Annotated in this window: 24 protein-coding genes; 17 read left to right on the top strand and 7 right to left on the bottom strand. The window is 64.9% G+C overall.

The window, feature by feature from the left end; translation table 11 throughout:
* Nucleotides 1-46: 46 nt before the first annotated feature.
* The 10 genes from R2N03_RS03330 to R2N03_RS03285 all read left to right on the top strand — a co-directional run bounded on the left by R2N03_RS03330 (nt 47) and on the right by R2N03_RS03285 (nt 7812).
* Nucleotides 47-613, top strand: coding sequence for an RNA polymerase sigma factor (locus tag R2N03_RS03330; protein WP_316655136.1), 567 nt, complete (start codon nt 47-49; stop codon nt 611-613).
* Nucleotides 610-1053 (top strand): DUF3619 family protein, encoded by a 444-nt coding sequence (locus tag R2N03_RS03325; RefSeq protein ID WP_316655134.1) that lies wholly within the window; start codon nt 610-612, stop codon nt 1051-1053. The genes R2N03_RS03330 and R2N03_RS03325 overlap by 4 nt, the downstream gene beginning before the upstream one ends.
* Nucleotides 1054-1063: 10 nt before the next feature.
* Nucleotides 1064-1915, top strand: a complete 852-nt coding sequence (locus R2N03_RS03320) for a DUF3106 domain-containing protein (protein WP_316655131.1) — start codon at nt 1064-1066, stop codon at nt 1913-1915.
* Nucleotides 1916-2007: 92 nt separating this feature from the next.
* Entirely contained in the window at nt 2008-2532 is a 525-nt protein-coding gene (locus R2N03_RS03315) for an RDD family protein (protein WP_316655129.1), read from the top strand.
* Nucleotides 2533-2557: 25 nt separating this feature from the next.
* Complete coding sequence (locus R2N03_RS03310) at nt 2558-3577, top strand: esterase/lipase family protein (protein WP_316655127.1); 1020 nt, start codon at nt 2558-2560, stop codon at nt 3575-3577.
* Nucleotides 3578-3821: 244 nt separating this feature from the next.
* Nucleotides 3822-4772 (top strand): UDP-2,3-diacylglucosamine diphosphatase, encoded by a 951-nt coding sequence (locus tag R2N03_RS03305; protein ID WP_316655125.1) that lies wholly within the window; start codon nt 3822-3824, stop codon nt 4770-4772.
* Nucleotides 4773-4873: 101 nt separating this feature from the next.
* A complete protein-coding gene (locus R2N03_RS03300; RefSeq protein WP_316656546.1) occupies nt 4874-5917 on the top strand; it encodes a glycosyltransferase family 4 protein in 1044 nt (347 codons plus the stop codon).
* A gap of 12 nt (nt 5918-5929) precedes the next feature.
* Nucleotides 5930-6382 carry a diacylglycerol kinase gene (locus R2N03_RS03295; RefSeq protein WP_316655123.1) on the top strand — a complete coding sequence of 151 codons (453 nt, stop codon included), beginning with the start codon at nt 5930-5932 and terminating at the stop codon, nt 6380-6382.
* Nucleotides 6383-6532: 150 nt separating this feature from the next.
* Nucleotides 6533-7231, top strand: coding sequence for a TetR/AcrR family transcriptional regulator (locus tag R2N03_RS03290; protein WP_316655120.1), 699 nt, complete (start codon nt 6533-6535; stop codon nt 7229-7231).
* A complete protein-coding gene (locus R2N03_RS03285) occupies nt 7228-7812 on the top strand; it encodes an LOG family protein (RefSeq protein WP_316655119.1) in 585 nt (194 codons plus the stop codon). The genes R2N03_RS03290 and R2N03_RS03285 overlap by 4 nt, the downstream gene beginning before the upstream one ends.
* A gap of 163 nt (nt 7813-7975) precedes the next feature.
* Here R2N03_RS03285 and R2N03_RS03280 read toward each other — a convergent pair whose 3' ends face one another.
* The 4 genes from R2N03_RS03280 to R2N03_RS03265 are packed head-to-tail and all read right to left on the bottom strand — an operon-like array spanning nt 7976 to nt 12719.
* Nucleotides 7976-8554: a DUF924 family protein gene (locus R2N03_RS03280; RefSeq protein ID WP_316655117.1), complete on the bottom strand. Its 579-nt coding sequence runs from the start codon at nt 8552-8554 to the stop codon at nt 7976-7978.
* Between the two features lie 35 nt (nt 8555-8589).
* Nucleotides 8590-8994, bottom strand: a complete 405-nt coding sequence (locus tag R2N03_RS03275; RefSeq protein WP_316655115.1) for a group II truncated hemoglobin — start codon at nt 8992-8994, stop codon at nt 8590-8592.
* A 36-nt stretch (nt 8995-9030) separates the two neighbouring features.
* Nucleotides 9031-11562 carry an ABC transporter permease gene (locus R2N03_RS03270; protein ID WP_316655113.1) on the bottom strand — a complete coding sequence of 844 codons (2532 nt, stop codon included), beginning with the start codon at nt 11560-11562 and terminating at the stop codon, nt 9031-9033.
* Between the two features lie 56 nt (nt 11563-11618).
* A complete protein-coding gene (locus R2N03_RS03265; RefSeq protein ID WP_316655111.1) occupies nt 11619-12719 on the bottom strand; it encodes a substrate-binding domain-containing protein in 1101 nt (366 codons plus the stop codon).
* 147 nt (nt 12720-12866) lie between these two features.
* Between R2N03_RS03265 and R2N03_RS03260 the strand changes: the two genes are divergently transcribed.
* A complete protein-coding gene (locus tag R2N03_RS03260; protein WP_316655109.1) occupies nt 12867-13703 on the top strand; it encodes an ABC transporter substrate-binding protein in 837 nt (278 codons plus the stop codon).
* A 31-nt stretch (nt 13704-13734) separates the two neighbouring features.
* On the opposite strand, the gene R2N03_RS03255 is transcribed toward R2N03_RS03260, so the two are convergent.
* Nucleotides 13735-14679, bottom strand: coding sequence for a LysR substrate-binding domain-containing protein (locus R2N03_RS03255; protein ID WP_316655108.1), 945 nt, complete (start codon nt 14677-14679; stop codon nt 13735-13737).
* Between the two features lie 213 nt (nt 14680-14892).
* On the opposite strand from R2N03_RS03255, the gene xdhA reads away from it, so the two are divergent.
* The 6 genes from xdhA (at nt 14893) to R2N03_RS03225 (ending at nt 23028) form a co-directional block, all read left to right on the top strand.
* Nucleotides 14893-16407: a xanthine dehydrogenase small subunit gene (xdhA, locus tag R2N03_RS03250; protein WP_316655106.1), complete on the top strand. Its 1515-nt coding sequence runs from the start codon at nt 14893-14895 to the stop codon at nt 16405-16407.
* 4 nt (nt 16408-16411) lie between these two features.
* Entirely contained in the window at nt 16412-18778 is a 2367-nt protein-coding gene (gene xdhB, locus R2N03_RS03245) for a xanthine dehydrogenase molybdopterin binding subunit (protein WP_316655104.1), read from the top strand.
* 13 nt (nt 18779-18791) lie between these two features.
* Nucleotides 18792-19826 (top strand): xanthine dehydrogenase accessory protein XdhC, encoded by a 1035-nt coding sequence (gene xdhC, locus R2N03_RS03240; protein WP_316655102.1) that lies wholly within the window; start codon nt 18792-18794, stop codon nt 19824-19826.
* Nucleotides 19827-19828: 2 nt separating this feature from the next.
* Nucleotides 19829-20866: an adenosine deaminase gene (locus tag R2N03_RS03235; protein ID WP_316655101.1), complete on the top strand. Its 1038-nt coding sequence runs from the start codon at nt 19829-19831 to the stop codon at nt 20864-20866.
* Between the two features lie 17 nt (nt 20867-20883).
* Nucleotides 20884-22218, top strand: coding sequence for a guanine deaminase (gene guaD, locus R2N03_RS03230; protein ID WP_260801853.1), 1335 nt, complete (start codon nt 20884-20886; stop codon nt 22216-22218).
* 237 nt (nt 22219-22455) lie between these two features.
* On the top strand, nt 22456-23028 hold the full coding sequence (locus R2N03_RS03225; protein WP_316655099.1) for a TMEM165/GDT1 family protein: 573 nt from the start codon (nt 22456-22458) through the stop codon (nt 23026-23028).
* A 253-nt stretch (nt 23029-23281) separates the two neighbouring features.
* On the opposite strand, the gene R2N03_RS03220 is transcribed toward R2N03_RS03225, so the two are convergent.
* A complete protein-coding gene (locus R2N03_RS03220; protein WP_316655097.1) occupies nt 23282-24526 on the bottom strand; it encodes a urate hydroxylase PuuD in 1245 nt (414 codons plus the stop codon).
* Between the two features lie 14 nt (nt 24527-24540).
* Nucleotides 24541-24894 carry a hydroxyisourate hydrolase gene (gene uraH, locus R2N03_RS03215; RefSeq protein ID WP_027681000.1) on the bottom strand — a complete coding sequence of 118 codons (354 nt, stop codon included), beginning with the start codon at nt 24892-24894 and terminating at the stop codon, nt 24541-24543.
* Between the last annotated feature and the right edge of the window lie 9 nt (nt 24895-24903).

The following is a 24903-nucleotide window of genomic DNA, read 5'->3' as shown; positions in this document are numbered from 1 at the left end:
GTGAAATGTCGCCAAAACGCCCCACAGGATTCGCACCCGCCGTTGTATGGCCTCTGAACAGGAACTGTCGGCCTTCCTTTTAAGCGTCGAAAAACGCGCCTTCAAGCAGGCAGTATTCGCGGTCCGCGATGATGACGCCGCGCTCGACATCGTGCAGGACGCGATGATCAAGCTAGCCGAAAAATACGGGGACAAGCCCGGCGCAGAGCTGCCGCTGCTCTTCCAGCGCATCTTGCAGAACACCATTCACGACTGGTTTCGCCGCGCCAAGGTACGCAATACCTGGGTCAGCTTGTTCTCCAGCTTCCGCTCGGACGCCGAGGGCGACGATACGGATCCGCTTGAGTTGATCGAAAGCGAAGCCGGCTCCACAGCAGCGGAGAGCAGCGCCGACAAGTTCGAGCGCGCGCAGATGCTGGACATTCTGGAACGTGAGATCGAGAAGCTTCCGGCGCGTCAACGGGAGGCCTTCCTGATGCGTTACTGGGAAGACATGGATGTTGCCGAGACCGCCCAGGCGATGGGCTGTTCCGAGGGGAGCGTGAAGACGCACTGCTCGAGGGCAACGCACGCCCTGGCCCAAGCGCTGCGGGCGCGAGGGATCCGACTATGAACAAGGCAGAACTTCGAGAACGCCGCTTCGTGCATGCCGTCCGCACCGCTCTGAACGAGTCGGCCGGACAGTTGCCGCCCGATGTGCGCGACCGCCTCGCCGCGGCGCGCCGGACAGCGCTCGCGCACCAGAAAGCAGAGGCGCCGCAGACGGTGCGTTCGTCTGCCATGGCCGTGCCCGGTGTGGGCTCAGTGTCGTTCGATCTGGAGGGACGCGGTCACGCCCCGCTCCAGCGTGCCGGCGCATTCCTGCGCCGCCTGGGCCTGCTGTGGCCGACCATCGCGCTGATCGCTGGGCTGGCCGGCATTTATCAGTGGCAGCAGCAGCAACGGGTCAACGAGCTCGCCGAAGTGGACGCCGCAATGTTGCTGGATGACTTGCCGCTGGCCGCCTACGCCGACCAAGGCTTCCATCAGTATCTCGACAAACGCGATCAGTAAAGGCTGATCGATGAGCAACTTGCACCGCACCCACGGCCAGGCACCGCGAGGCGATCGATTAGCACACCCCCGCGCAATCCTCCTCGCGCTGATCGGTGCCGCGGGACTGCTCACCACCGGGCTCGTCATCGGACAGGTCCAGACAGCGTCGATGCCGGCAGCTGCCTCTGGCGCAGCAGCCAGCACAACCACTCCGCTGGCACTGCCAACGCCGCCCGCGACCAATCCGCAGCCCTCCATCCACCCAAACTGGTCGGAGTTGACCGTTGTACAGCAACGCATCCTCGCGCCGCTGTCACCGGAATGGAACGGGCTGCCCGAACTTGCCCGCAGGAAGTGGCTGCAGATCGCCCAGGCCTATCCGAGATTCACACCGGCCCAGCAGCAGCGCCTGCAGGCGCGCATGGCCGACTGGATCAAGCTGACGCCGGAACAGCGTCACCGCGCCCGCGAAAACTTTCAGACCACGAAGTCCGTTCCGGTGCAGAAGAAGAGCGAGGCCTGGCAGCGATATCAGCACTTGTCCGACGACCAGAAGAAGGAGCTGGCCGCGGCAGCCAAGGCACAGAAGCGTCTATCGGCTGTCACGGCGTTGCCAAGTAGCGCGCGGCTCGCCAAGGATGCTGCGAAAGCCGTGCATCATGGGGCGCACACCAAGCCCGGCACGACCAAGTCCGCACCGAATGCGACGACACCGGCGCCGCTGCCGGTAACTGCATCGGCGCCGACAGCGTCGTCAACGCCGGCACCAGCGCCGGCAGTTGCCGCCCCCGCCGCCGCCAGCACCCCGTCCGTTGCGCCTGCCGGGCATTCCGACGGCGACTCCGGCAACCCGCCACCATCGACCATGCTGGGCAGCTGAGCCCGGCGCGCCGTTTGGCATAATCCGAACAAGCGCCGCACATGAAGTCCGGCGCATGATCGACAGCGCACTGAACGCGCGCACCCGGATCGATGCTCAATATCGCCTCCCCCTCCTCCCCCACTACGGCCTCTGACCCGCTCGCAGCGCCAACACTGCGGCGCCGGTTCGCAGCCATGCTCTATGAAGGTCTGCTGCTCTTTGGTGTGATGTTCGGGGCAACGGCCCTCTTTCTGCTTGCACGCGCAGTCATCCCACCATTGGCCCGCACCGGCGACGCAGGCCTGCAAGTGTGGGGCTTCTTCGCGCTCGGTCTGTACTTCGTCGGCTTCTGGCGCAAGCGCGGGCAGACGCTCGCCATGCAGACGTGGCGTATGCGCGTGGTGAATGCAGACGGTTCGCGCATTTCGATCGGTCGCGCCATTGCCCGTTATGTGCTGGCGTGGATGTGGGTCGCCGTAGCCGTTGGCGTCATCCACCTGAGCGGCGTGTCCCGCTGGGCCGGGGCCGGAGTCGCTCTGGCCTGCGTATTGGCCTGGGGCGCGCTGGCGTGGCTCGACCCGCAACGCCAGTTCATGCACGATCGCCTGGCCGGCACGCGGCTGGTGCGCGACTGACGTCATCCTCGGCGACGGCCCTGCCATGACCCGCGCCGATCTCGCTGCTCCATCCGTCCCATTCGCGTCGCTGACGGCAGCCAATGCGCGCCGTGCAGCCGTGGCGCTCCAATGCGTCGCGGCGGTCGCGGTAGCCTGGGCGGCGCATCGCTGGGGCGGATGCAGTTGGGCAGGCGCAGCAGCCGTTGCCGCAGTGGCGCTGGTCTTCGGCTACGTGGCGTCGGTTGGCTGGGCGTTCCTCATCGCGTTGGCGAGTCTCGGCTCGGCGAATCCGGATGACCCAGCCTGGGATCGCATGCCCGTACCGAGCGCGCAACGGATCGGCACCGCAGGCTTCATTGCATGCTGGCTGCGCGAATGCGCGTCGGTCGCATGGATGTTCAACGTGCTCCAGCCATTCCGGGCACAGGTGGCGTTCGATACGCCGGTTGAAGGCGGTCAGCGCATACCGGTGTTGATGATCCACGGCTATGGCTGCAATCGCGCGGTGTGGCTGCCGATACAGAAGCACCTGGCCGCAGCCGGTCACCCAACCGACGCGATCGATCTGATGCCGTTGCTAGGTGATATCGATGATTACGCTCGCGACATCGCCCGCGCCATTGCAAGCATGACGCATGCGCATGGCCGCGCTCCGGTCCTCCTCTGCCACAGCATGGGCGGGCTCGCCGCACGGGCTTTGCTGCGCCAATCGGGGGACGGCTGCCCGGTGGCGCACGTCATCACGCTCGGCACGCCACATCGCGGCACGGTGATGGCGCGCGGCGGGCGCGGCCGCAATGTGCGGCAGATGGCGTGGGCCAGCCCCTGGCTGCGTCAGCTGGCCGCATCCGAAACGCCGGCTGTGCGTGCACGCATCACGTCGATCTTCTCGTGGCATGACTCCATCGTCGGGCCAGCCGGAGCGTCATGGCTGGAGGGCGCACGACACGTTCCCTTCGCGGGCATCGGGCATGTGTCGCTGCTATGCGACGCGCGCGTGCGCAACGCCGTGCTGGCCGAACTCGCACGCATCGAACGCATCAGGCCAACCCCATCCGCTTGAAAGGCTCGCCCCGCGCGGGTCTTGGGCGCATGCCGCAGCGCCTTGCGAGCACCCCGTCATGTGACGGTCATGTTTCTGACACGGCGCGTTCACGCAGCGGTGGCGAAATCCATGTAACGCAGCCTTCGTTGCCGACATGGTCCTGCCCAATCTGCCATCGCGCCCTGGTTTCCTCCGCCGCTTCGCGCAACGCTTTCGCGCCGCTCCCTCCATCGGTTCCGACCGGAACGCTCCCCCGCCGCTGATGCAAATGGCCGCTGGACTCGCCGCCGCCGGCGCGCTGGGTTCCGCGGTACCCGCCAGCCGCGGCGACGTGCGCGACCATGAGCCGCCCGGGGCTGCGCCCGCCCCGATGCGGCTTGCAGAGCAACTGGCGGACAACGATACCGATCCGCCGATCGAAAAAATCCACCGCTATCGCACCATCTGGCTGTCGGACATTCATCTCGGCACCGCCGGCTGCCAGGCCACCTACCTGCTGGACTTCCTCAAGCACAACGAGTCCGACACGCTTTACCTCGTCGGCGACATCGTGGATGGGTGGCAACTGCGCAAGGGCTGGTACTGGCCACAGGCACACAACGACGTGGTGCAGAAGGTGCTCCGCCGGGCGCGTAAAGGCACGCGCGTGGTGTTCATTCCTGGCAACCATGATGAGATGGCGCGCCAGTTTCACGGTCTCAACTTCGGCGATATCGAGGTCGCAGAGGACGCGGTGCACGTGACGGCTGCAGGCAAGCGCCTGTGGGTGGTGCACGGAGACCTCTTCGACGGCGTGATGCAGCACGCGCGCTGGCTGGCCTACGTGGGCGACACGCTCTACACCTTCATCCTGGCGATGAATCGGCACTTCAATCGCATTCGCGTGCGGCTGGGGTTTCCGTATTGGTCGCTCTCGCAATACCTCAAGCACCAGGTCAAGAACGCAGTCAACTTCATCAACTCGTTCGAGCGCGTGATGACCGACGAGGCACGCCGCCGCGGCTGCGACGGCGTGGTCTGCGGGCATATCCACAAGGCCGAGATCCGCGAGATCGACGGTCAGCTTTACTGCAACGACGGCGACTGGGTGGAGAGCCTCTCTGCCCTCGTCGAAACCATGGAAGGCGAGTTGCAGATCGTCTACTGGACGCATCTGCTCGATGCACCGCGTACGACCCGCAGGGCACGCCGTGCCGCAGCGGCTGCTGTCTGATGAAAACCCACATGACCACAACCAGTATCGACCTCGCGCCCCTCGACGTTACCGCCACGACATCCACCGCACCCACGCCCCAAGGAGAGCCCGTGAAAGTCATGATCGTCACCGATGCCTGGGAACCGCAGGTCAACGGCGTCGTCCGCACCCTAACCCAGACACGCCGCGAACTCGAAGCAATGGGCCACCTCGTCGACATGATCACGCCACTCGAATTCAAAACGGTGCCGTGCCCGACGTACCCAGAGATTCGCCTGTCGATTCTGCCCGCCAAGCGTATGCGCGAGCGCATCGAAGCGTTTGCGCCGCAAGCGCTGCATATCGCCACGGAAGGCCCACTTGGGCTCGCCGCGCGCGCCTACGCACTGCGGCACAAGCTGCCCTATACGACGGCTTACCACACGCGCTTTCCCGAGTACGTGCAGGCGCGCTTCGGGATTCCGCTGGCCTGGACGTATCGCTTCCTGCGCTGGTTCCACAGCCCCGCCCAGGCCGTGATGGCACCCACGCCCGTCGTGCTGAAAGACCTGGCTGCGTATGGCATCACGAACGGCGTGCTGTGGACGCGCGGCGTCGACCTTGACGTCTTCACGGCGCAACGCGGCAACGTGCTCAACACCGCGCACCCGATCTTCCTGTACGTAGGCCGCGTGGCCGTCGAAAAGAACGTGGAGGCGTTCCTGGAACTCGACCTGCCCGGCTCGAAGTGGGTCGTGGGTGAAGGTCCGGCCCTGGCCGGCCTCAAGGCGAAATACCCGAACGCGAACTACCTGGGCGTGCTCAGGCAGCCTGAGCTGGCCAAGGTGTATGCGTCGGCCGATGTATTCGTCTTTCCGAGCCGCACCGACACGTTCGGCCTCGTACTGCTGGAGGCGCTTGCCAGCGGCCTGCCGGTGGCGGCGTACCCCGTGACGGGTCCGATCGACGTGCTGGGGGACTCGCCGGCCGGCGCGCTGCGAGAAGACCTGCGGGAAGCCTGCCTGGAAGCGTTGCGCATCGACCGCGCCACGGCACGTGCGCATGCGGAGCGCTTCTCGTGGCGCGCAGCCTCCGAACAATTCCTGGCGCACCTGCGTCCGTTGCCCGCCGGCCAGGCCATTGGCGCCAAGGCTGCGCAGCCGTCCACCGCAGCGGGATCCTGAGCCTTGCGTGCCATGAAGCCCACCACCCCGCCGGAACGCCCGCCCGCACCGCCTGCGGCAGGCGCCTATTCGCCGGCAGACAACCCGCACAAGGGCAACCGCGGCGTCACGCGGGCGTGGTTTGCGCTCAAGAACTCCATCAGCGGCATCCGCTTTGCCATCGACGAGGAAAGCGCGTTCCGCCAGGAGTTGACGCTCTGCGCAATTCTGCTTCCGTGCGCGTTCGTCATCCCCGCCACGGTGGTCGAGCGCATCATGATGATCGGCACGCTGGTGCTGGTGCTCATCGTCGAGCTGCTCAATTCCAGCGTGGAGGCCGCGGTCGACCGTATTTCACTGGAGCAGCATGGCCTGTCCAAACGCGCCAAGGACTTCGGCAGCGCCGCGGTCATGCTCGCCCTCCTGCTTTGCGTGGGCACATGGGCGGCGATCGCCTGGCCCTGGGTGGCAACGCTGCTGCACTAGGCACGCGTTAGGACATACCCGCCCTTACGCCACGTCAACGTTTGGCAACGTCGCCCCCGCTGTACCCGGAGCGACGTTGCACTGGCACGATCTTTTATAATCCGGGCACCAACACGCCACGGAGACAGGGCCCCCGGCCTTGGCAGTTCAATGGAAACCAAGCAGCATTCCACCGGCCCGCGCCGCACACGCGATCGCATCCTCGAGGTGTCGCTACGCCTGTTCAACGAGCTCGGCGAACCCAACGTCACCACCACGACGATCGCCGAAGAACTCGAGATCAGCCCGGGCAATCTGTACTACCACTTCCGCAACAAGGACGACATCATCAACTCGATCTTCGTCCAGTTCGAACAGGAGATGGGCCGTCGCCTGAAGCTGCCCGACGACCACAAGGCCACACTGGATGAAACGTGGGGCTACCTGCAGTACATGTCGGAATTCCTCTGGAATTACCGCTTCCTGTATCGCGACATCAACGATCTGCTTGCGCGCAATCGCATGCTGGAGTTGAACTTCAAGCGGATCGTCGAGCAGAAACGCCACTTCGCAATGGACATCTGCCACCAGTTCATCGAAGACGGCGAAATGGAAGCCACGCCCGAGCAGGTGGACGTCATCTGCACCAACATCGTCGTGGTGGCCACATACTGGCTGTCGTTCCAGTTCGTGCAGCACCCACGCCAATACAACGATCCCAACGCGATCCGTGACCACCTGCACGGCGTGAGCTACCACATCCTGTCGATCCTGGCGCCGTATTTGCGCGGCAAGCCCCGGCGGGCTTTCGATCTGTTGGCAGTCAGCCGCAGCAACGACCCGCCGCCCCAAGTCACCTCAGCCCAATGAATTCGATCTGCGTCTATTGCGGTTCCAGCCCGGGCGTGCGCCCCGAATATGCAGGCCAAGCCATTGCGTTGGGTGAGGCGATGGTCAGGCGCGGCCTCACGCTCGTCTACGGCGGCGGCAATGTTGGCCTGATGGGTATCGTGGCGGATGCGGTCCTGCACGGCGGCAGTCCTGTCATCGGCGTCATTCCCAAATCGCTCGTGCGCAAGGAGGTCGGCCATAAAGACCTGACCGAACTGCACATCGTCGACAGCATGCACCAGCGCAAGCAGATGATGGCTGACCGCGCGGATGCCTTCATCGCCATGCCTGGCGGCGTGGGCACCTACGAGGAGCTGTTCGAAACGTTCACGTGGCTGCAGCTCGGCTATCACAACAAGCCGATCGGCCTGCTGAACGTGGCGGGTTTCTACGACAAGCTGCTGGGCTTCATCGACCATGCCGTGCAAGAGGGTTTCCTCAAACGCCACCACGCCGATCTGCTGCATGTCAGCGACGACCCGTCCGCGCTGATCGACATGCTGGCAAACGCGCCGCGCGACACCGTCGACAAGTGGTCGGAGCGCCGCGAGCGTACGTAGGCCACGCATGCAAGACACCTTGCTCGGCATGGCGTGCTGCTGACAGTGCGGCGCGCGTGGGCGCACCATACGCCAACGCTGTTGCGCGGGGGTTCGATGGTGCCGATCACGTTTTCGGGCGCGCTCATGTAGTCGGCGTTCAACCGCTGAGCCGCGTCAGAGTCTAGAAGGACGATCCCGGCTGCGCGAGAAACGCGACCTCTTCCGGCGTCGACGCCCTTCCCAGCGCGGCATTGCGATGCGGGAAACGCCCGAAGCGCGCAACGATGTCCCGATGCTTCTCGGCCCAGACCAGCGAATCCGTATCGCCCTCCTGGTCGCGCAGGCGCGTATAGAGTCGAATCGACTCGTCCTGCATGGCGGGCACTTCGCTGTGCTCGAACGGCAGGTAACAGAACATGCGGTGGAAGCGGGTTGGGAGCTGGGTGTCCCAGCCAGCGGCCACGACGATCTGCGCGGTGTGCAAGGCCGCTGCATCGCTGGCAAAGGCGCGGGCCGTATTGCGGAACATATTGCGCGAGAACTGATCGAGCACCACGATGCGCGCGATGGCTTCCTGCGGCGTGTCCATCCACGTATCGCCTCCGCCTGCCGAGAGCGCCTCCCACAGCGGCAGGAAGCGGGCGCGAATCTCTGCATCGAACGCATCGGACTTGGTGAACCACTCGGGCCGCGCATCGACGAGCGGCACGGACCCGAACCAGAACGCGAGTACGTCGTCGGCAGTGGGCAAACCGATCATGCGAAGTCTCCTGTCTTTGTCATGGGCACGCGCCATCAGCGCGGTACGTTGCGCATCCAATCCGCGGTTTGCCAGAACGCCTGCATCAGGCGCATCTGCAGGGCTTCGTCCAGGCCCTGGTCCTGCATCGCGAGTGCCATGCAGCGCATCCACTGGTCGCGCTCCTGCGTGCCGATCTCGAACGGGAGATGGCGCGCGCGCAGGCGCGGGTGTCCAAAGCGTTCAATGTAATGGCTGGGGCCGCCCAGCCAGCCGCACAGGAACCAGAACAGCTTGTCGCGTGAACCGTCGAGGCTGGGCGGATGCAGCGCGCGCAGCACGGCAAACTCGGGTTCGAGGTCCATCAGGTCATAGAAGCGGTCCACGAGTTCACGCACACGCGCCTCGCCGCCGATCAGGTCGAAGGCCAGGGATTCCTGGCCGGAGGTTGCATCAGTCATACAGCGTCAGTCACTTCAAGAAGAATCACGCTCCGCTCACGCGTCGCGCAGCGTTGCCATGGCCGGCCGGCGCAGCACGTCGCGCAGACTCAGCCAGCCCCCGGCAAAGGCGCACACCATGCCGCCCACAATGCCCACCGGAAGAATCGCCGGGTTGAACCGATAGGGAAAATCGAACACATAGGCCGACAATGCCCAGCCGATCGCAATCGCTGCCGCACCGGCCATCAGACCGGCCAGGCCACCGACGATCAGCACCTCGGCGTACTGCGTCTGGCGCACCACACGAGAACCCGCGCCCAGGGCGCGCAGCACGCCGGCATCGCGCAGCCGCTCATCGCGCGAGCCCGACAGCGCCGCATAGAGGACGAGCATGCCTGCCGCCAACGTAAAGACAAACAGAAATTCCACGGCGGCCGTCACCTGGTCGAGCACGCCTTGCACCTGCTGCAGGATCAGCTCGGTATCGACCACCGTCAGGTTGGGGAACGCGCGCACCAGCCTGGACGGCAAGTCCGCTTGGCCGGCGGGAATCCGGAACGCTGTCACGAAGGTCTGCGGCATGTCGCGCAGCGCCACGGGCGGCAGGATCACGAAGAAATTCACGCGCATCGAACTCCAGTCGACCTTGCGTAGCGAGGTGATGGGCGCGTCGACGGTCTGCCCGCCGACGTCGAAGCGCAGCACGTCGCCCAGGCGCAGGTTCAGCGTCTTGGCGATGCCCTCCTCCACCGATGCCTCGGGCTTCTGTCCGCCGAACCAATGCCCCGCGACGATGCGATTCTCCGGCGGCTGCGCGGTTGCGTAAGACAGGTTGAACTCGCGCTCGACCAGGTTGCGGGCGCGCGACTCGGCATAGGTCTGGCGGTCGATGGCCTGGCCGTTGACGTGGGTCAAGCGCCCGCGCACCATCGGATAGAGCTTCGGTTCTGCAACGCCGGCGCGGGCCAGCGCCTGACTGACGGGCCCCACCTGGTCCGGCTGGATATTGATGATGAAACGGTTGGGCGCATCGGCAGGCGTCGCGCTGTGCCACGAGCGGATCAGATCGTTGCGGGTCATGGCGAGCAGCAGCAGCGCCATCAGGCCGACCGCCAATGCCACGGTCTGCAAGACGCTGACGCCACGGCGGCGCTCCAGCACGGCCAGCGCAAAGCGCCACCCCACGCCGAACACACGCCCGCGACCCCGCGACGCCGACAGCGCCCGCAGCGCGCCCGCGGCCGCCAGCGAAAACATGACGATGGCGCCGGCAAGCCCCGCTGCCATCAGCGCTCCCAGCTTCAGATCCCGCGCGGATGCCACCAGCAGCGCGAGAAATGTCGCACCACCAAAGGCGTATCCCACCCATGTGGCAACGGCACGCTCACCCACATCGCGGCGCAGCACGCGCAGCGGCGCCACACGCACCAGGTTCAGCAGGGGCGGCACAGCAAAGCCCAACAGCAGCACCAGCCCCGCCATCACGCCGACGACAGCCGGCCACACCGACGGCGCAGGCAGCGACACGGTCAGGAGATCACCCAGCGATGCCAGGAGCAGCCAGTGCGCTCCAAAGCCGAGCGCGACGCCTGCGGCCGACCCCAGGATGCCCACCAGCACGAATTCCAGCGCGAACAGGCCCAGGATCTGCCCCTGCCGCAGCCCCAGGCATTTGATGATCGCCACCGCATCGGTATGCCGCGCGGTGTAGCGACGCGCCGCCATGGTAATCGCCACGGCAGCGATCATCGCGGCCAGCAGCGCCACGAGCGACAGGAAGCGCTCGGCGCGATCCAGCGTTTCACGCATCTGCGGCTGTCCGTTCTGCAAAGACTCAATGCGCACACCACGCAAATGCCGCGTCTTCAACACCTGCTCCGCCCAGTTGCGGAAAGCGTTTGCAGCGGCATCCGGACCGGCCACCAGCAAGCGATAGGTTATCCGGCTGCCATAGGTGACCAGGCCCGTCGACGCCAGGTCGGCCATCGGCAACATCACTCGGGGGGCAAAGTTCATGAAGCCCGCGCCGCGGTCAAGCTCCTGCGTGATGACGTGGGCGATCCTGAACGTACGCGTACCAAGACGGATGGCATCGCCCACGCGGACGCCCAGCGCCTCAAGCAGCGGCGCGTCGACCCACACTGTGCCGGGCGCGGGAATCGCGTGGATGGGTGCGCCGAGACTGTCGCCCCCGTCACCGACCTTGATGGCCCCGCGCAGCGGGTAGCCCAGGTCGACCGCCTTGACGGCGGCCAGTTGCGAAACCGGTTCGCCCGATATGCCGCTGGCCAGCGCTGTGGCCATGCTCGGAAACACCGCGGTATGCGTGACCTGCAAGCCACTGGCGCGGGCCCGCGCTTCGATATCCGCTGGCAGCGGCTGGTCGGACACCACCAGCACATCGGCGCCCAGCAATTGGCGCGCATCGCGCTCCAGTCCGGCATGCATCCGATCGGCGAGGAAACCGACCGACGCCAGGGCAGCCACGGCAAGCACGAGCGCGACGAGCAGCAGGTTCAGCTCACCGGCGCGCCAGTCGCGCCGCAGCATGCGCAAGGCTTGGATCCACACGGAAAATCGAGACATGGGCAGAACACGGACGGGGCGCGTCGAACGCGCGACCCCGCCATGTTCGCATGACTTCAGCGCGCGAGCGCGGGGAGGCCCTCGGCGTGCCAGGGCAGCGCCTGCTCGGCGGTCAGCAGCGAAACGTGCTCGGGTGCGCGATAGCCTGCCAGATGGCTCAGGCCCGCCCGGAAACCGGGGTCGCCGATGCGCTCCATCAGCTCGCGCACCCAGGGCGCAAGCGCGTCATTGCGGCGCACCGCCAGGTAATACGTTTCGCGCGTGAGCGGCACGAAATGCAGACCGTGGGCCTCGGCGCCCGGGCGCAGGCCGAAGCCAACGTCTGCCCGCCCGTCCTGCACGGCCACGGCGATCTTGTCGCTGGAAAACTCCTGTTCGTCGTACCCGAGAATCTGGTCGGGATACAGGCCCGCGGCCACCAGCAGCTGATCGAACAGCAAGCGCGTGCCCGAACTGCGCTGGCGATTGATGAAGCGCGCCTGCGTGCGCGCCAGATCTGCGAGCGACTGCACACGTCCGGCCCACTCCGGCGACATCATCAGACCTTGCTCGCGGTCGGCCAGCGCGATCAGGCGCACTGCCGTCGGGCGTAGCCATTTGCGCAATGTCTGATGCGCAATCGAACCAGCGCCCTGTTGCGGCGCCACGTAAAAGCCCGCCACCTCGCACTGCTTCTCCTGCAGGCAGATCAAGCCCTCGACGGCACCGCAGAACACGGTGTCGAGCTGCGCGCCGTGGCCTTCGTTGGCAAACGTTTGAGCCAACACCTCGACCGCTGGATCGTGACTGCCCGAAAAACGGATGCGCGTCTGCGATTGGGAGGCATCTTCCAGCTCAGCGAGAAACTGATGCATGGCATGGCGCACCACGGGGTCGAGCTGCTCGCGCAGACGCATCTCGGCGCGCAGCATGCGTTCGCCGAACAGGGTGAGAGAAGCGCCGCGGCCGCGTTCCATGTCGAGCAGGGAGCGCCCGAGCATCTCTTCCCACGACCGCATCACGCCCCAGGCGTGCCGGTACGACAACCCGACCTGCTTGGCTGCCCGGTGCAGCGATCCCGTCTCGCGCACGGCTCGCAGCAATTGGAAGACCTTGCCATTGGCACGCGGGTTATCGTCCGGCCCAATTACCGGAAAGACTTCGAACTGGAACGTCATTATGTTTATGATTTCCCATTTACTTCGATCACGCTCCCGGAAAACAATCTTCGTGATCTTCGGGGCGGGCGCATCGTGGCCGCCGCACGCCGCCATCATGCAGCATCAGACATAAAGCGTCCACGTCTCTCACATTGCCCTCACGACATGACCCGCCTGTCCAAATCCCTTCGCGCATCGGCTGCCGTCTTGATGACGCTGGCGTTTGCCACCGCCGCATATGCTGGCGATCTCCGCATGGCGACCACCACCAGCACCGACAATTCGGGCCTGCTGAAAGTGCTGCTGCCCAAGTTCGAAGCCGCCACGGGCGTCCATGTGCAGGTGATCGCCGTTGGCACCGGCAAGGCGGTCAAGCTCGGGGAATCGGGCGATGTGGATGTCGTGCTCGTTCACGCAAGGTCGCTGGAAGACGCCTTTGTCGCATCCGGCGGCGGCATCGACCGGCGCGATGTGATGTACAACGATTTCATCCTTGTCGGCCCGGCGGCAGATCCGGCCCACCTGCGCGGACAGAAGGACGTCATCCGGGGCATGGAGGCGATTGCCAAGGCCGATGCCAAGTTCATCTCGCGTGGCGACAATTCCGGCACCGATGTCATGGAAAAGGCCTACTGGAAGATGGCCAACATCGATCCGAAGGGTCAGCCTTGGTACGTGAGTGCCGGCCTGGGCATGGGCGAAGTGCTGAACATGGCCGCGCAGATGAATGCCTACACGCTCTCTGACCGAGCCACCTACGGCGCCTATCGCGCCAAGACGGGCCTGGATATCGTGCTGGCCGGCGATCCGCGCATGTTCAACCCGTACGGCATCATCGCCGTCAACCCGAAGAAATATCCGAGCACCAACTACGCGGATGCGACCAAGCTGATCCAGTGGATCACGTCGCCCGCCGGCCAGCAGGCCATTGCGGACTTCAAGGTGAACGGTGAGCAGGTGTTCTTTCCGGACTACGGGAAAGCAGCGCCCGGCAGCAAGTAACGCGCACTGAAATAGCGCACAGGACGGCAGCTCAGGCTGCCGTTTCCAATTGCGGATGCTGCGGCAGTTCGGCCGCCACCTCGCCGATCATGCGGCGCAGCCACATGACATCGGGTGCAGCATGGCTACGCTCGTGCCAGAGCTGATAGAAGCGCATCTTGGGGAACGCAACGGGTGCGGGAAGGATGCGGATCGGCAGGTACTGCGCGCAATGCGCGGCGAACTGCCGGCCCGTCGTAAAGACGAGGTCCGAGCGCATCAAAACGTACGGCACCAGCCCGAAGTACGGTAGCGACACCTGGATCTGGCGCTTGAGCCCCTGCTCTGCAAGTGCCTGATCGATCATGCTGCGCTGCATGACGGCATACGGCGCGGGCGCCAGATGCGGCATCTCCACATAGTGCTTGAGCGAAATGCCCTTGCGCGCCAGCGGATGCTGCGCACCCAGCATGCAGACGACTTCATCGTCGAACAGCGGTGAAATATGCAGATGTTCGGGCGGCGACAGCCAGTTGCCGATCACGAGGTCCATGCCGCCCTGCTCCAGTGCGGCCAGGTAATCGACGCCGGCATTGAGCGGATGCACCACCAGCTTGGCCTGCGGCGCCTGCTTGCGCAGACGCTCGACGATGTTGGGCAGGAAGAAGGCATCGAGGTAATCCGGCGCGCCGAGGTGAAACGTGCGGGTGGTGTTGCCGGGGTCGAATTCCTGCGACGGGCGGGCGATGCGCTCCATCGCCTCCAGGCTCTGCTGCGCGAGCGCCAGCAGATCATGGCCGCGCTCGGTCGGCACCATGCCGTTCTTGCCGCGCACCAGGATGGCGTCGCCTGTGATCTCGCGCAGGCGCTTGAGCGTGTTGCTGATGGCCGGCTGTGACTGGCCGAGCTTGACCGCCGTGCGCGTCACGCTCTGCTCGGTGAGCAGCGTGTAGAGAACACGCAGGAGGTAGGTATCGAGGTGATCTTTGCCGTGCATCTGGAGGCGGGTAGCGGCTGCGCCGACCCTTCTAAAAGAAGTGCTTGGGGACGCTGTCAGTGTATGTCACCTGCACGCCGCGCCGCCAGACCGCTACCGGCGGGTATACCCCGGATTTTGGCTTTCCGATGCGGGTTATCACATGGGCCAAATATTGCATTCCTGGCCCGGTGCTATGGTTCCGTTACACACACAAACAGGCGTAGAACCCCCATGGAGACTCAGCCCATCCGCTTCTTCCACCGCGGCCAGGTCCGCACCGTCACGGACGCCCCGATCACCCGGACGGTGCTTCAATACCTGCGTGAGGACGCACACTGCACCGGCACCAAGGAAGGTTGCGCCGAAGGCGATTGCGGTGCATGCACCGTGGTGCTCGGCGAGCTGCAGGAAGACGGCAGCGTCGGCCTGAAGGCCGTCAACGCGTGTATCCAGTTCCTGCCCACGCTGGACGGCAAGGCGCTGTTCACCGTGGAAGACGTGCGCGGCAAGGACGGCACACTGCACCCGGTGCAAGAGGCCATGGTGGAGTGCCACGGCTCGCAGTGCGGCTTCTGCACGCCGGGCTTCGTGATGTCCCTCTACGCGCTGTACGAAAACACCGGCAACCAGGCGCCGATCCCATCGCGCCAGACCATCTGCGATTCGCTGACCGGCAACCTGTGCCGCTGCACCGGATACCGCCCGATCATCGACGCTGGCGAACGCATGTTCGAACTGCCCGCGCCGGCAGGCATCGACCGCACGCAATTGGCCGACACGCTGCGCAAGCTGCAGCGCAAGGACACCTTCAGCTATGCGCCCGTCGACACCGAGAACGCAGCGCGCTTCTACGCACCGCGCACCGCATCGGCCTTTGCCGCCATCAAGGCCGCGCATCCGAACATCCGCATCCTGGCCGGCAGCACCGACGTCGGCCTGTGGGTCACCAAGCAGTTCCGCGATCTGGGCGACATCCTGTACATCGGCCAGGTAGCCGACTTGTACGCACTGGAAAAGCGTGGCGGCTGGATCGAGATTGGCGCGGCCGTCTCGCTGGAAAAAGCCTACGAATTCCTGGCCGCCGACTACCCCGAGACGACCGAGTTGTGGAAGCGCTTTGCCTCGCTGCCGATCCGCAATGCTGGCACGCTCGGCGGCAACATCGCCAACGGCTCGCCGATCGGCGACTCGGCACCCGCGCTGATCGCCATCGGCACGCGCGTCGTCCTGCAGCGTGGCGAAGTCCGCCGCGAATTGCCGCTCGAAGACCTCTACCTCGCCTATCAGAAGAACGCGATGGAAGAAGGCGAGTTTGTTGCCGGCCTGCGCATCCCCGCGCGTGAGGGCCGCGATGCTTTGCGCTTCCGTACGTACAAGCTGTCCAAGCGCTTTGACGAAGACATTTCCGCCGTGTGCGCGGCGCTGGCCATCGAGCTGGACGGTGACATGGTCCGCAGCGCACGCATCGCCTACGGCGGCATGGCAGCAACTTCCAAGCGCGCCACTGAAACCGAAGCCGCCATCGTCGGCCAGCCGTGGAACGAAGCAACGGTGCGTGCTGCCATGGCAGCCATGTCACGCGACTACACCCCACTGACCGACATGCGCGCGACCGACAACTACCGCCGCATATCGGCCGCCAATACGGTGTACCGCTTCTGGCTGGAAACCCGCCCCGATGCGCCGCTTGCGGCCGAACAGATCAATGTGCGCGCGGTCGAATTGAATACCCTCACAGCAGCGTAAGAACATGAACAAGCAAACCGAAGCCTTCCTGCTGGCTGAAGCCGATATTGCTGCCGCCATGCCTGATCAGCGCGGTGCTGTGGTGGGCATTTCGCGCCCGCATGAGTCTGCGCACCTGCATGTCGCGGGCACTGCCACGTACACCGACGACATTCCTGAGCTGGCCGGCACGCTACACGCGGCGCTCGGCATGAGCACGCAGGCGCATGCGCGCATCGTCAACATGGATCTGGATCGCGTGAAGGCCGCGCCGGGCGTGGTGGCGGTATTCACATCAGCCGACATTCCGGGCACGAACGATTGCGGGCCGATCATCCACGACGACCCGATCCTCGCTACCGACACCGTGCACTTCATCGGTCAGCCGATGTTCATCGTGGTGGCCACGTCGCACGATGCGGCCCGCCGTGCGGCGCGTCTGGGCAATATCGAATACGAAGTCCTGCCCCCGCTGCTGACGCCTGAAGAAGCGCGTGCCGCCGGCAAGTCCGTGCTGCCGCCGATGCACCTCAAGCGCGGCGAACCGGCTGAGCGCATCGCCTCTGCACCCCACGCTGAAGCCGGCAAGATGTCGTTGGGCGGGCAGGAGCAGTTCTACCTCGAAAGCCAGATCTCGTACGCCGTGCCGAAGGAAGACAATGGCATGCACGTGTGGTGCTCGACGCAGCATCCGACCGAGATGCAGCACATGGTGTCGCACATGCTGGGCTGGCATGCCAACCAGGTGCTGGTCGAGTGCCGCCGCATGGGCGGTGGTTTCGGCGGCAAGGAATCGCAATCCGGTCTGTTTGCCTGTTGCGCTTCGCTGGCGGCGTGGAAACTCGCCTGCCCCGTCAAGCTGCGTCCGGACCGCGACGACGACATGATGATCACCGGCAAGCGGCACGACTTCCGCTTCGCCTACGAAGCCGGCTACGACGACGACGGGCGCATCCAGGGCGTCAAGGTCGACATGACCTCGCGCGCCGGTTTCTCGGCCGACCTTTCGGGCCCGGTGATGACGCGCGCCATCTGCCACTTCGACAACGCCTATTGGCTGCCCGAGGTGGAAATCGACGGCTTCTGCGCGCGCACCAACACGCAGTCGAACACCGCATTCCGCGGCTTCGGCGGCCCGCAGGGCGCGTTTGCCATCGAGTACATCATGGACAACATCGCGCGCTCGGTCGGCAAGGATGCCCTCGACGTGCGCCGCGCCAATTTGTACGGCAAGGACAAGAACAACGTCACGCCGTACGGGCAGACCGTGGAAGACAACGTCATCCATGAACTGCTCGACGAACTGGAGGCGACGTCCGACTACCGCGCCCGCCGCGAAGCGATTCGCGCGTTCAATGCGACCAGCCCGGTCCTCAAGCGCGGCTTGGCGCTGACGCCGGTGAAGTTCGGCATCTCGTTCAACGTGAAGCACTTCAACCAGGCCGGCGCACTCGTGCACGTCTACAACGACGGTTCGATCCTCGTAAACCACGGCGGCACCGAAATGGGCCAGGGCCTGAACACGAAGGTCGCGCAGGTCGTCGCGCACGAACTGGGCGTGTCGTTCACGCGCATCCGCGTGACGGCCACCGACACCAGCAAGGTGGCCAACACGTCCGCCACGGCTGCATCCACGGGCAGCGACCTGAACGGCAAGGCCGCGCAAGACGCCGCACGCCAGATCCGCGAGCGCCTGATCGCGTTTGCCGCCGAGCATTACGAAGCGCCCATCGAAACGGTGGCGATCGTGGGCGACCATCTGGAAATCGGTGCACGCCGCGTGCCGTTCAACGAACTGATCAGCAAGGCCTACGTTGCGCGCGTGCAGTTGTGGTCCGACGGCTTCTACGCCACGCCCAAGCTGCACTGGGATCAAGCCAAGCTGAAGGGCCGGCCGTTCTACTACTACGCCTATGGCGCGGCAGTCTCGGAAGTGGTGGTCGATACGCTCACAGGCGAATGGCGGCTGTTGCGCGCCGACGTGCTGCACGACGCCGGTCGCTCGATCAACCCGGCCATCGACATCGGCCAGGTGGAAGGCGCGTTCATCCAGGGCATGGGTTGGCTGACGACCGAAGAGCTGTGGTGGAACAAGAACGGCAAGCTGATGACGCACGCGCCGTCCACCTACAAGATCCCGACGGTCAACGACTGCCCACCGGACTTCCGCGTGAACCTGTTCAACAACGCCAACGTGGAAGACAGCATCCACCGTTCCAAGGCGCTGGGTGAACCGCCGCTGCTGCTGCCGTTCTCGGTGTTCTTCGCCATTCGCGATGCAGTGGCTGCGGTTGGCGATGGCCGCACGAACCCGCCGCTGAATGCGCCGGCCACCAGCGAGGAAATCCTCAAGGCCGTGGATGCGATCCGCAGCGCCCCGCTGACCGCCTGAGTCGGGAGACACCATGGACCACACGCAATTGCGCCCATTCCGCTTTGCCGATGTGCTTGCCACCGTGCAGGCCGGGCAGCCGTGCGTGCTGGTCACGGTGACGGACGTGCAAGGCTCTGCGCCGCGAGAACCGGGCACGCTCATGCTGGTGGGCACCGACGGCTTCTTCGGCACCATCGGTGGCGGTCATCTGGAATGGCGCGCGATGGAAATTGCTCAGGCGATGATGGACGTGCCCGAAGCCACCGGCGAAGCGCGCCGCCAGTTCGTGCGCATTCCGCTTGGGCCTGCGCTCGGCCAATGCTGCGGCGGCGTGGTGCGGCTGTCGCTTGAACGACTCGACGCGCGTGATGTGGACTGGATCGCCCTCGCCGATGACGCCATGCGCCAACGCCGCAGCCTGCGCCGCTTTGTCTCCGCTGATCCTGCGGTAGCGGTTGAAGCAAGCGTGGGCGACGCAGCTGCGGCCGGCGTGCAATTCGACGCCAGCGGATTCACCCAAACGGTGCTGCCGCCCGACATGTCGATCGTGCTGTGCGGCGCGGGCCATGTCGGGCACGCCATCGTGCGCGCACTGGCGCATCTGCCCTGCCGCGTCACGTGGGTGGATGAGCGCGATGCGATGTTCCCGTTTCCGACGGAAGTGCCCCCGAACGTCGTCATCGAATCCACCGATACGCCGGAAGCCGTGATCGATCACGCGCCCGCCGGCAGCTACTTCCTGGTCATGACGCACAACCATGCGTTGGATCTCGCGCTGTGCGAACGGATCATGCGCCGCACGGACTTTGCCTACTTCGGCCTGATCGGCTCCAAGACCAAGCGCGCGCGCTTCGAGCACCGCATGGTCGAGCACGGAGTGGACCCGGCACGCCTGCCGGAAATGGTGTGTCCCATTGGCGTGGCGGGCATCGTGGACAAGGCGCCGGATATCATTGCGGTATCCGTCGTCGCGCAACTTCTGCAGGTGCGAGAGCTGCAACAGCACGCGCTCACCAGCGCCAGCAGCGGCGCGGCGGTTCCTTACCGAGTCCCCACGCCTGTCTAATCATGCCGATTTCCGCCGCGCTTGCAGAACGCATCGCCACCAGCCCGAAAGCTGAACTGCACATCCACATCGAAGGCTCGCTCGAACCCGAACTGATGTTCGCGCTGGCTGAGCGCAACGGCGTGAAGCTGCCGTATGCGTCCGTCGAGGAAGTGCGCGCCGCCTACGCCTTCGACGATCTGCAATCGTTCCTCGACCTGTATTACGCCGGCGCCAGCGTGCTGCTCACCGAGCAGGATTTCTACGACATGACCGCCGCGTACGTGGCACGCGCACTTGCCGACAACGTCCACCACGCCGAAATTTTCTTCGACCCCCAGACGCACACCGCGCGCAACGTGCCCATGCATGTCGTCATCCACGGCATCGTCCGCGCATTGGATGACGCCGAGCGCGAGCACGGTTTTTCCAGCGCGCTGATCCTCTGCTTCCTGCGCCATCTGAGCGAGGAAGACGCATTCGACACGCTCGAAGCGGCCCTGCCCTACATCCAGGACCCGGCCAACCGCATCATCGGTGTGGGGCTGGATTCATCCGAGCGTGGCAATCCGCCGGAGAAGTTCGCGCGCGTATTCGCGCGCTGCAAGGGGCTGGGCCTGCACCTGGTGGCCCACGCCGGCGAGGAAGGCCCGGCGCAATACGTGATCGACGCCCTCGACATCCTCAAGGTGGAGCGCATCGATCACGGCGTACGCGCCATCGACGATGCCGCACTCGTCAAGCGCCTCGCCGCCGAACGTATCGCGCTGACGGTCTGCCCGCTCTCGAACGAGAAACTGAAGGTCTATCCGGACCTGCGCGACCACTCGCTCAAACAACTGCTGGACGCGGGCTGCGCTGTGACGCTGCACTCCGATGATCCGGCCTACTTTGGTGGCTACATGAACACCAACTGGCTCGCCACCTTCAATGCCCTCGACCTGTCTGCGGCCGATGCGCACACGCTCGCACGCAACAGCTTCGAGGCGTCCTTCCTGCCCGAACAGGACAAAGCCCTGTGGCTTGCCAAGGTCGACGACCACTGGAAAGCCGCACACTAAAAATCTACGAAACGACGATGACCACGATGCCCCCGACTTCCAACAACGTTCACGCTTACCGCGGCCGCGTGCTGCATTTCCTGCACGATCCGCAGTATCGCGAGCGCGATGCCTATGAGTACTGGGAAGACGGCCTGCTCGTGGTCACGGGCGGCAAGGTCGTGCAGGCCGGCGACTACGCGGCACTGCGCGAAAACCTGCCCGCCGGCACGCAACTGCACGATTACAGCGGCAAGCTGATCGTCCCGGGCTTCATCGATACGCACATCCACTTCCCGCAGACGGACATCATCGCGTCGCCGTCGCCTGGCCTGCTGCACTGGCTGGAGACATACACCTTCCCCGAAGAGCGCCGCTTCGAGAGCGAGCAGTACGCCGCTGGCGTCGCCTCGTTCTTCCTCGACGAACTGCTGCGCAACGGCACGACCAGCGCCATGGTGTGGAGCACCGTGCACCGCAGCTCGGCCGAGACGCTGTTCACGCAGGCCCAGCAACGCGGCATGCGCATGATCACCGGCAAGGTGATGATGGACCGCAACTGCCCGGAATATCTGCGTGACACGGCCGAATCGGGCGCCCGCGACACGGCTGACCTGATCTCACGCTGGCACGGCAAGGACCGTCTGGCCTACGCCATCACACCGCGCTTTGCACCCACGTCGAGCGAAGCGCAACTGCAAGCGTGCGCAGAGCTCGCCAAGCAATACAAGGACGTCTTCATCCAGACGCACGTCGCAGAAAATCCCGACGAAGTGAAATGGGTGGCCGACCTGTTCCCGAACGCACGCAGCTACCTGGACGTCTACGACCGCTACGGCCTGCTTCGCAAAGGCGCCTTTTACGGCCACGCCATCTGGCTGGACGACGGCGACCGCCAACGCATGGCCGAATCCGGTGCAGCCGTGGCGCACTGCCCCACGTCCAACCTGTTCCTGGGCAGCGGCCTGTACAACTTCCACAAGAACGACGCGCATCGCCTGGCGCTCACGCTGGCCACTGACGTTGGCGGCGGCAGTTCGTTCTCGATGCTGCGCACGATGGGCACGGCGCATAAGGTCGCGCGCATGGGCGGCTATCACCTGACCGCCCTGAGGATGTTCTACCTGGCCACGCGCGGCGCCGCTGAAGCGCTGGGCTGGGAAGACCGCATCGGCAGCTTCGTACCGGGCGCGGAAGCCGACTTCATCGTGCTGGACCCGGCAGCGACGCCGCTGCTGGCCCGCCGCAATGCACGCTCGGAAACGCTGGAAGAGCTGCTGTTCTCGCTGGCACTGCTGGGCGAAGACCGTGCCGTATCCGCCACTTACATCCAGGGTGAGCCGGCCAAATTCGCGGTTGGCGCCAACGCCTGATGCACTTATAATCCTGCCTTCCATTGGGGAGTAGCCGCCCGGGGTCGATACCCTGGGGGCCACGTCAACAGACTTGACCGCCGTCGCAACGACAGGTGGTTATGGCGTGGTCAGCCGCACTCAGGGTGCCACCCCGGCACCCGGTGACGCGCCTGGCGAGACCGATGACAACCCACTGCGGACAGGGCCGGCAGTGGCGCGTCATTGGTTCGCACACGGCCCGGACACCACAACAACATGGAAGCCTTTCTCGTCTCCACCGGCATCGTCGCCCTCGCAGAAATCGGCGACAAGACGCAACTGCTGTCGATCTTGCTGGCTGCGCGTTTTCGCAAGCCGGTGCCGATCATCCTCGGCATCTTCATCTCCACCCTTGTCAACCACGCACTGGCCGGCGCTGTCGGTGGCTGGATCACACATGTACTTGGCGAGAACGTCCTGCGGTGGATTTTGGGCGTGGGCTTTATCGCCATGGCCGGGTGGATGCTGATTCCGGACAAGCTCGACGACGAAGAGGCGCCCAGCGGCACGCAGCGCGGCCTGGGCATCCTGGGCACGACGATCGTGGCGTTCTTCTTTGCCGAGATGGGCGACAAGACGCAGATCGCGACCGTGGCACTGGCGGCTCGCTTTCACGATGTCGTATCGGTCGTGGCGGGCACGACCGTTGGCATGCTGCTGGCGAACGTGCCGGCCGTGCTGATGGGCAACAAGTTCGCTGCGCGCATGCCGATCACGCTGGTGCATCGGATTGCGGCGTTGATCTTTCTGGTGCTGGGAGTGCTTGCGCTGTTGGGCGTTGGGAAGTAAGCCACAGATCTCAGGCTTCAACGCTCGCTCGGGGCATGCTTAGGCTGCGCGGCGCACCTTGGAAAGCGCCAGCGCAGCGCCCTGAGGCTTGTATGGCCGAACCGAAATCGAGCGACGCGGAGCACCTCGCCGCTGATGCTTAGCGCAAAAAAAACGGGGCCGTAGCCCCGTTCAACCCTCACCGGTCATGCCACCCGCTAGGGAACAAATGGCATGCTCCGATAAACCTTTCTGTTGTTGCTCAGCGTGCGCCTCAGTTCGTCTTGGCGCCGTCCTCAAACCACTTGGCGATGATCGCGCGCTCGTCATCGGTAATCTGCGTCACGTTGCCCAGCGGCATCAGCTTCTGCTGCACGACTTGCTGATAGATGAGCTGCGCATGCGCGGCGAGCTCGTCGGGCGTATCGAGCAACACGCCCTTGGCCGGTGAAGGCATCAGGGTAGGATGAGCCGAGTGACATTGGTAGCACCGCGCAGTAACGACTGCCTGTACTTTGGCGAAGTCAGAGCCGCCGTGTGCCGGAGTGGCAGCCACCGCCGCGCCTTGCGCCGCTGCGGCCGGCGCGCTTTCCGTGGCCGCAACGGCCGGACGGGGCACCGGAGCGAGCCACACCGCCACCCCCAACAGCACGGCCACGCCTGCTGCCGGATAACCCCAGTTCACCACGCCCTTGTGCTTGAGGATGAAGAACTGACGGATCAGCACGCCAGCCAGCATGATCAGCACCAGCACAGCCCAGTTGTACTTGGCGGCGTACGTCATGCTGTAGTGGTTCGACAGCATCGCAAACAGCACCGGCAGCGTGAAGTACGTGTTGTGCACGCTGCGCTGCTTGCCGCGCTTGCCGTGGATCGGGTCCGGCTTCTCGCCCGCCTTGAGCGAGGCCACCACCTTGCGTTGCCCCGGAATGATCCAGAAGAACACGTTGGCGCTCATGATGGTCGCGATCATCGCGCCGATCAGCAGGAATGCCGCGCGGCCCGAGAACAGGTGGCACGCCGCAAACGCCGCGAGCACCACGTAGATCGCCACCAGAATGCCGACCACGCGGTCGTTCTTGCCAAACACGCGGCAGATGGTGTCGTACACGAGCCAGCCGACCACCAGGAAGCCCAGTGCGAGCAGCACGGCCGTCGTCGCCGTCATGTCGAACACGCTGCGATCGATCATGTAGACGTTGGCGTTGAACAGGTACACCACCGTCAGCAAGGCGAAGCCCGACATCCAGGTGGAGTACGACTCCCAGTAGAACCAGTGCAGATGGTCCGGCAACTGCTTCGGTGCCAGCAGGTACTTCTGCGGGTTGTAGAACCCGCCGCCGTGCACGGCCCACAGCTCGCCGTCGACGCCCTTGTCCTTCAGATCCGGCGCGGTCGGCTTGGTGAGGCTGTTATCGAGCCAGACGAAGTAGAACGACGACCCGATCCACGCGATCGCAACGATCACGTGCAGCCAACGCAAGAGCAAGTTGGCCCAGTCGAGGATATAGCCTTCCATGATTGCCCCGCTCCTTAGCTACCGCGATAGGTCGAATACGACCACGGCGACACCAGCAGCGGCACGTGGTAGTGCGCGCTCGTATCGGCCACGCCAAAGCGCAGCGTCACCACGTCCAGGAACGCGGGCTCGGGGAGTTTGACGCCGGCGGCGCGGTAATACTCGCCCACGCCGAAGTCCAGCTCGTACACGCCGGTTTGCAGCGCGTCGCCTTCAAGCAGCGGCGCATCGCAACGGCCATCGTGATTGGTGCGAACCGATTTGATCGGTTGCCGCTGATTGTCGACAATTTTGAACAGTGCAATCGCCAGGTTTTGACCCGGCGTGCCTGCAGCGGTGTCGAGCACATGGGTGGTCAAGCGTCCCATTTGTCTTCC

The sequence above is a fragment of the Ralstonia condita genome (genome assembly GCF_958405655.1).
Lineage (GTDB): Bacteria > Pseudomonadota > Gammaproteobacteria > Burkholderiales > Burkholderiaceae > Ralstonia > Ralstonia condita.
The sequence above is the reverse complement of the archived record's forward strand: the minus strand, read 5'-3'. Positions and strand labels throughout refer to the sequence as shown.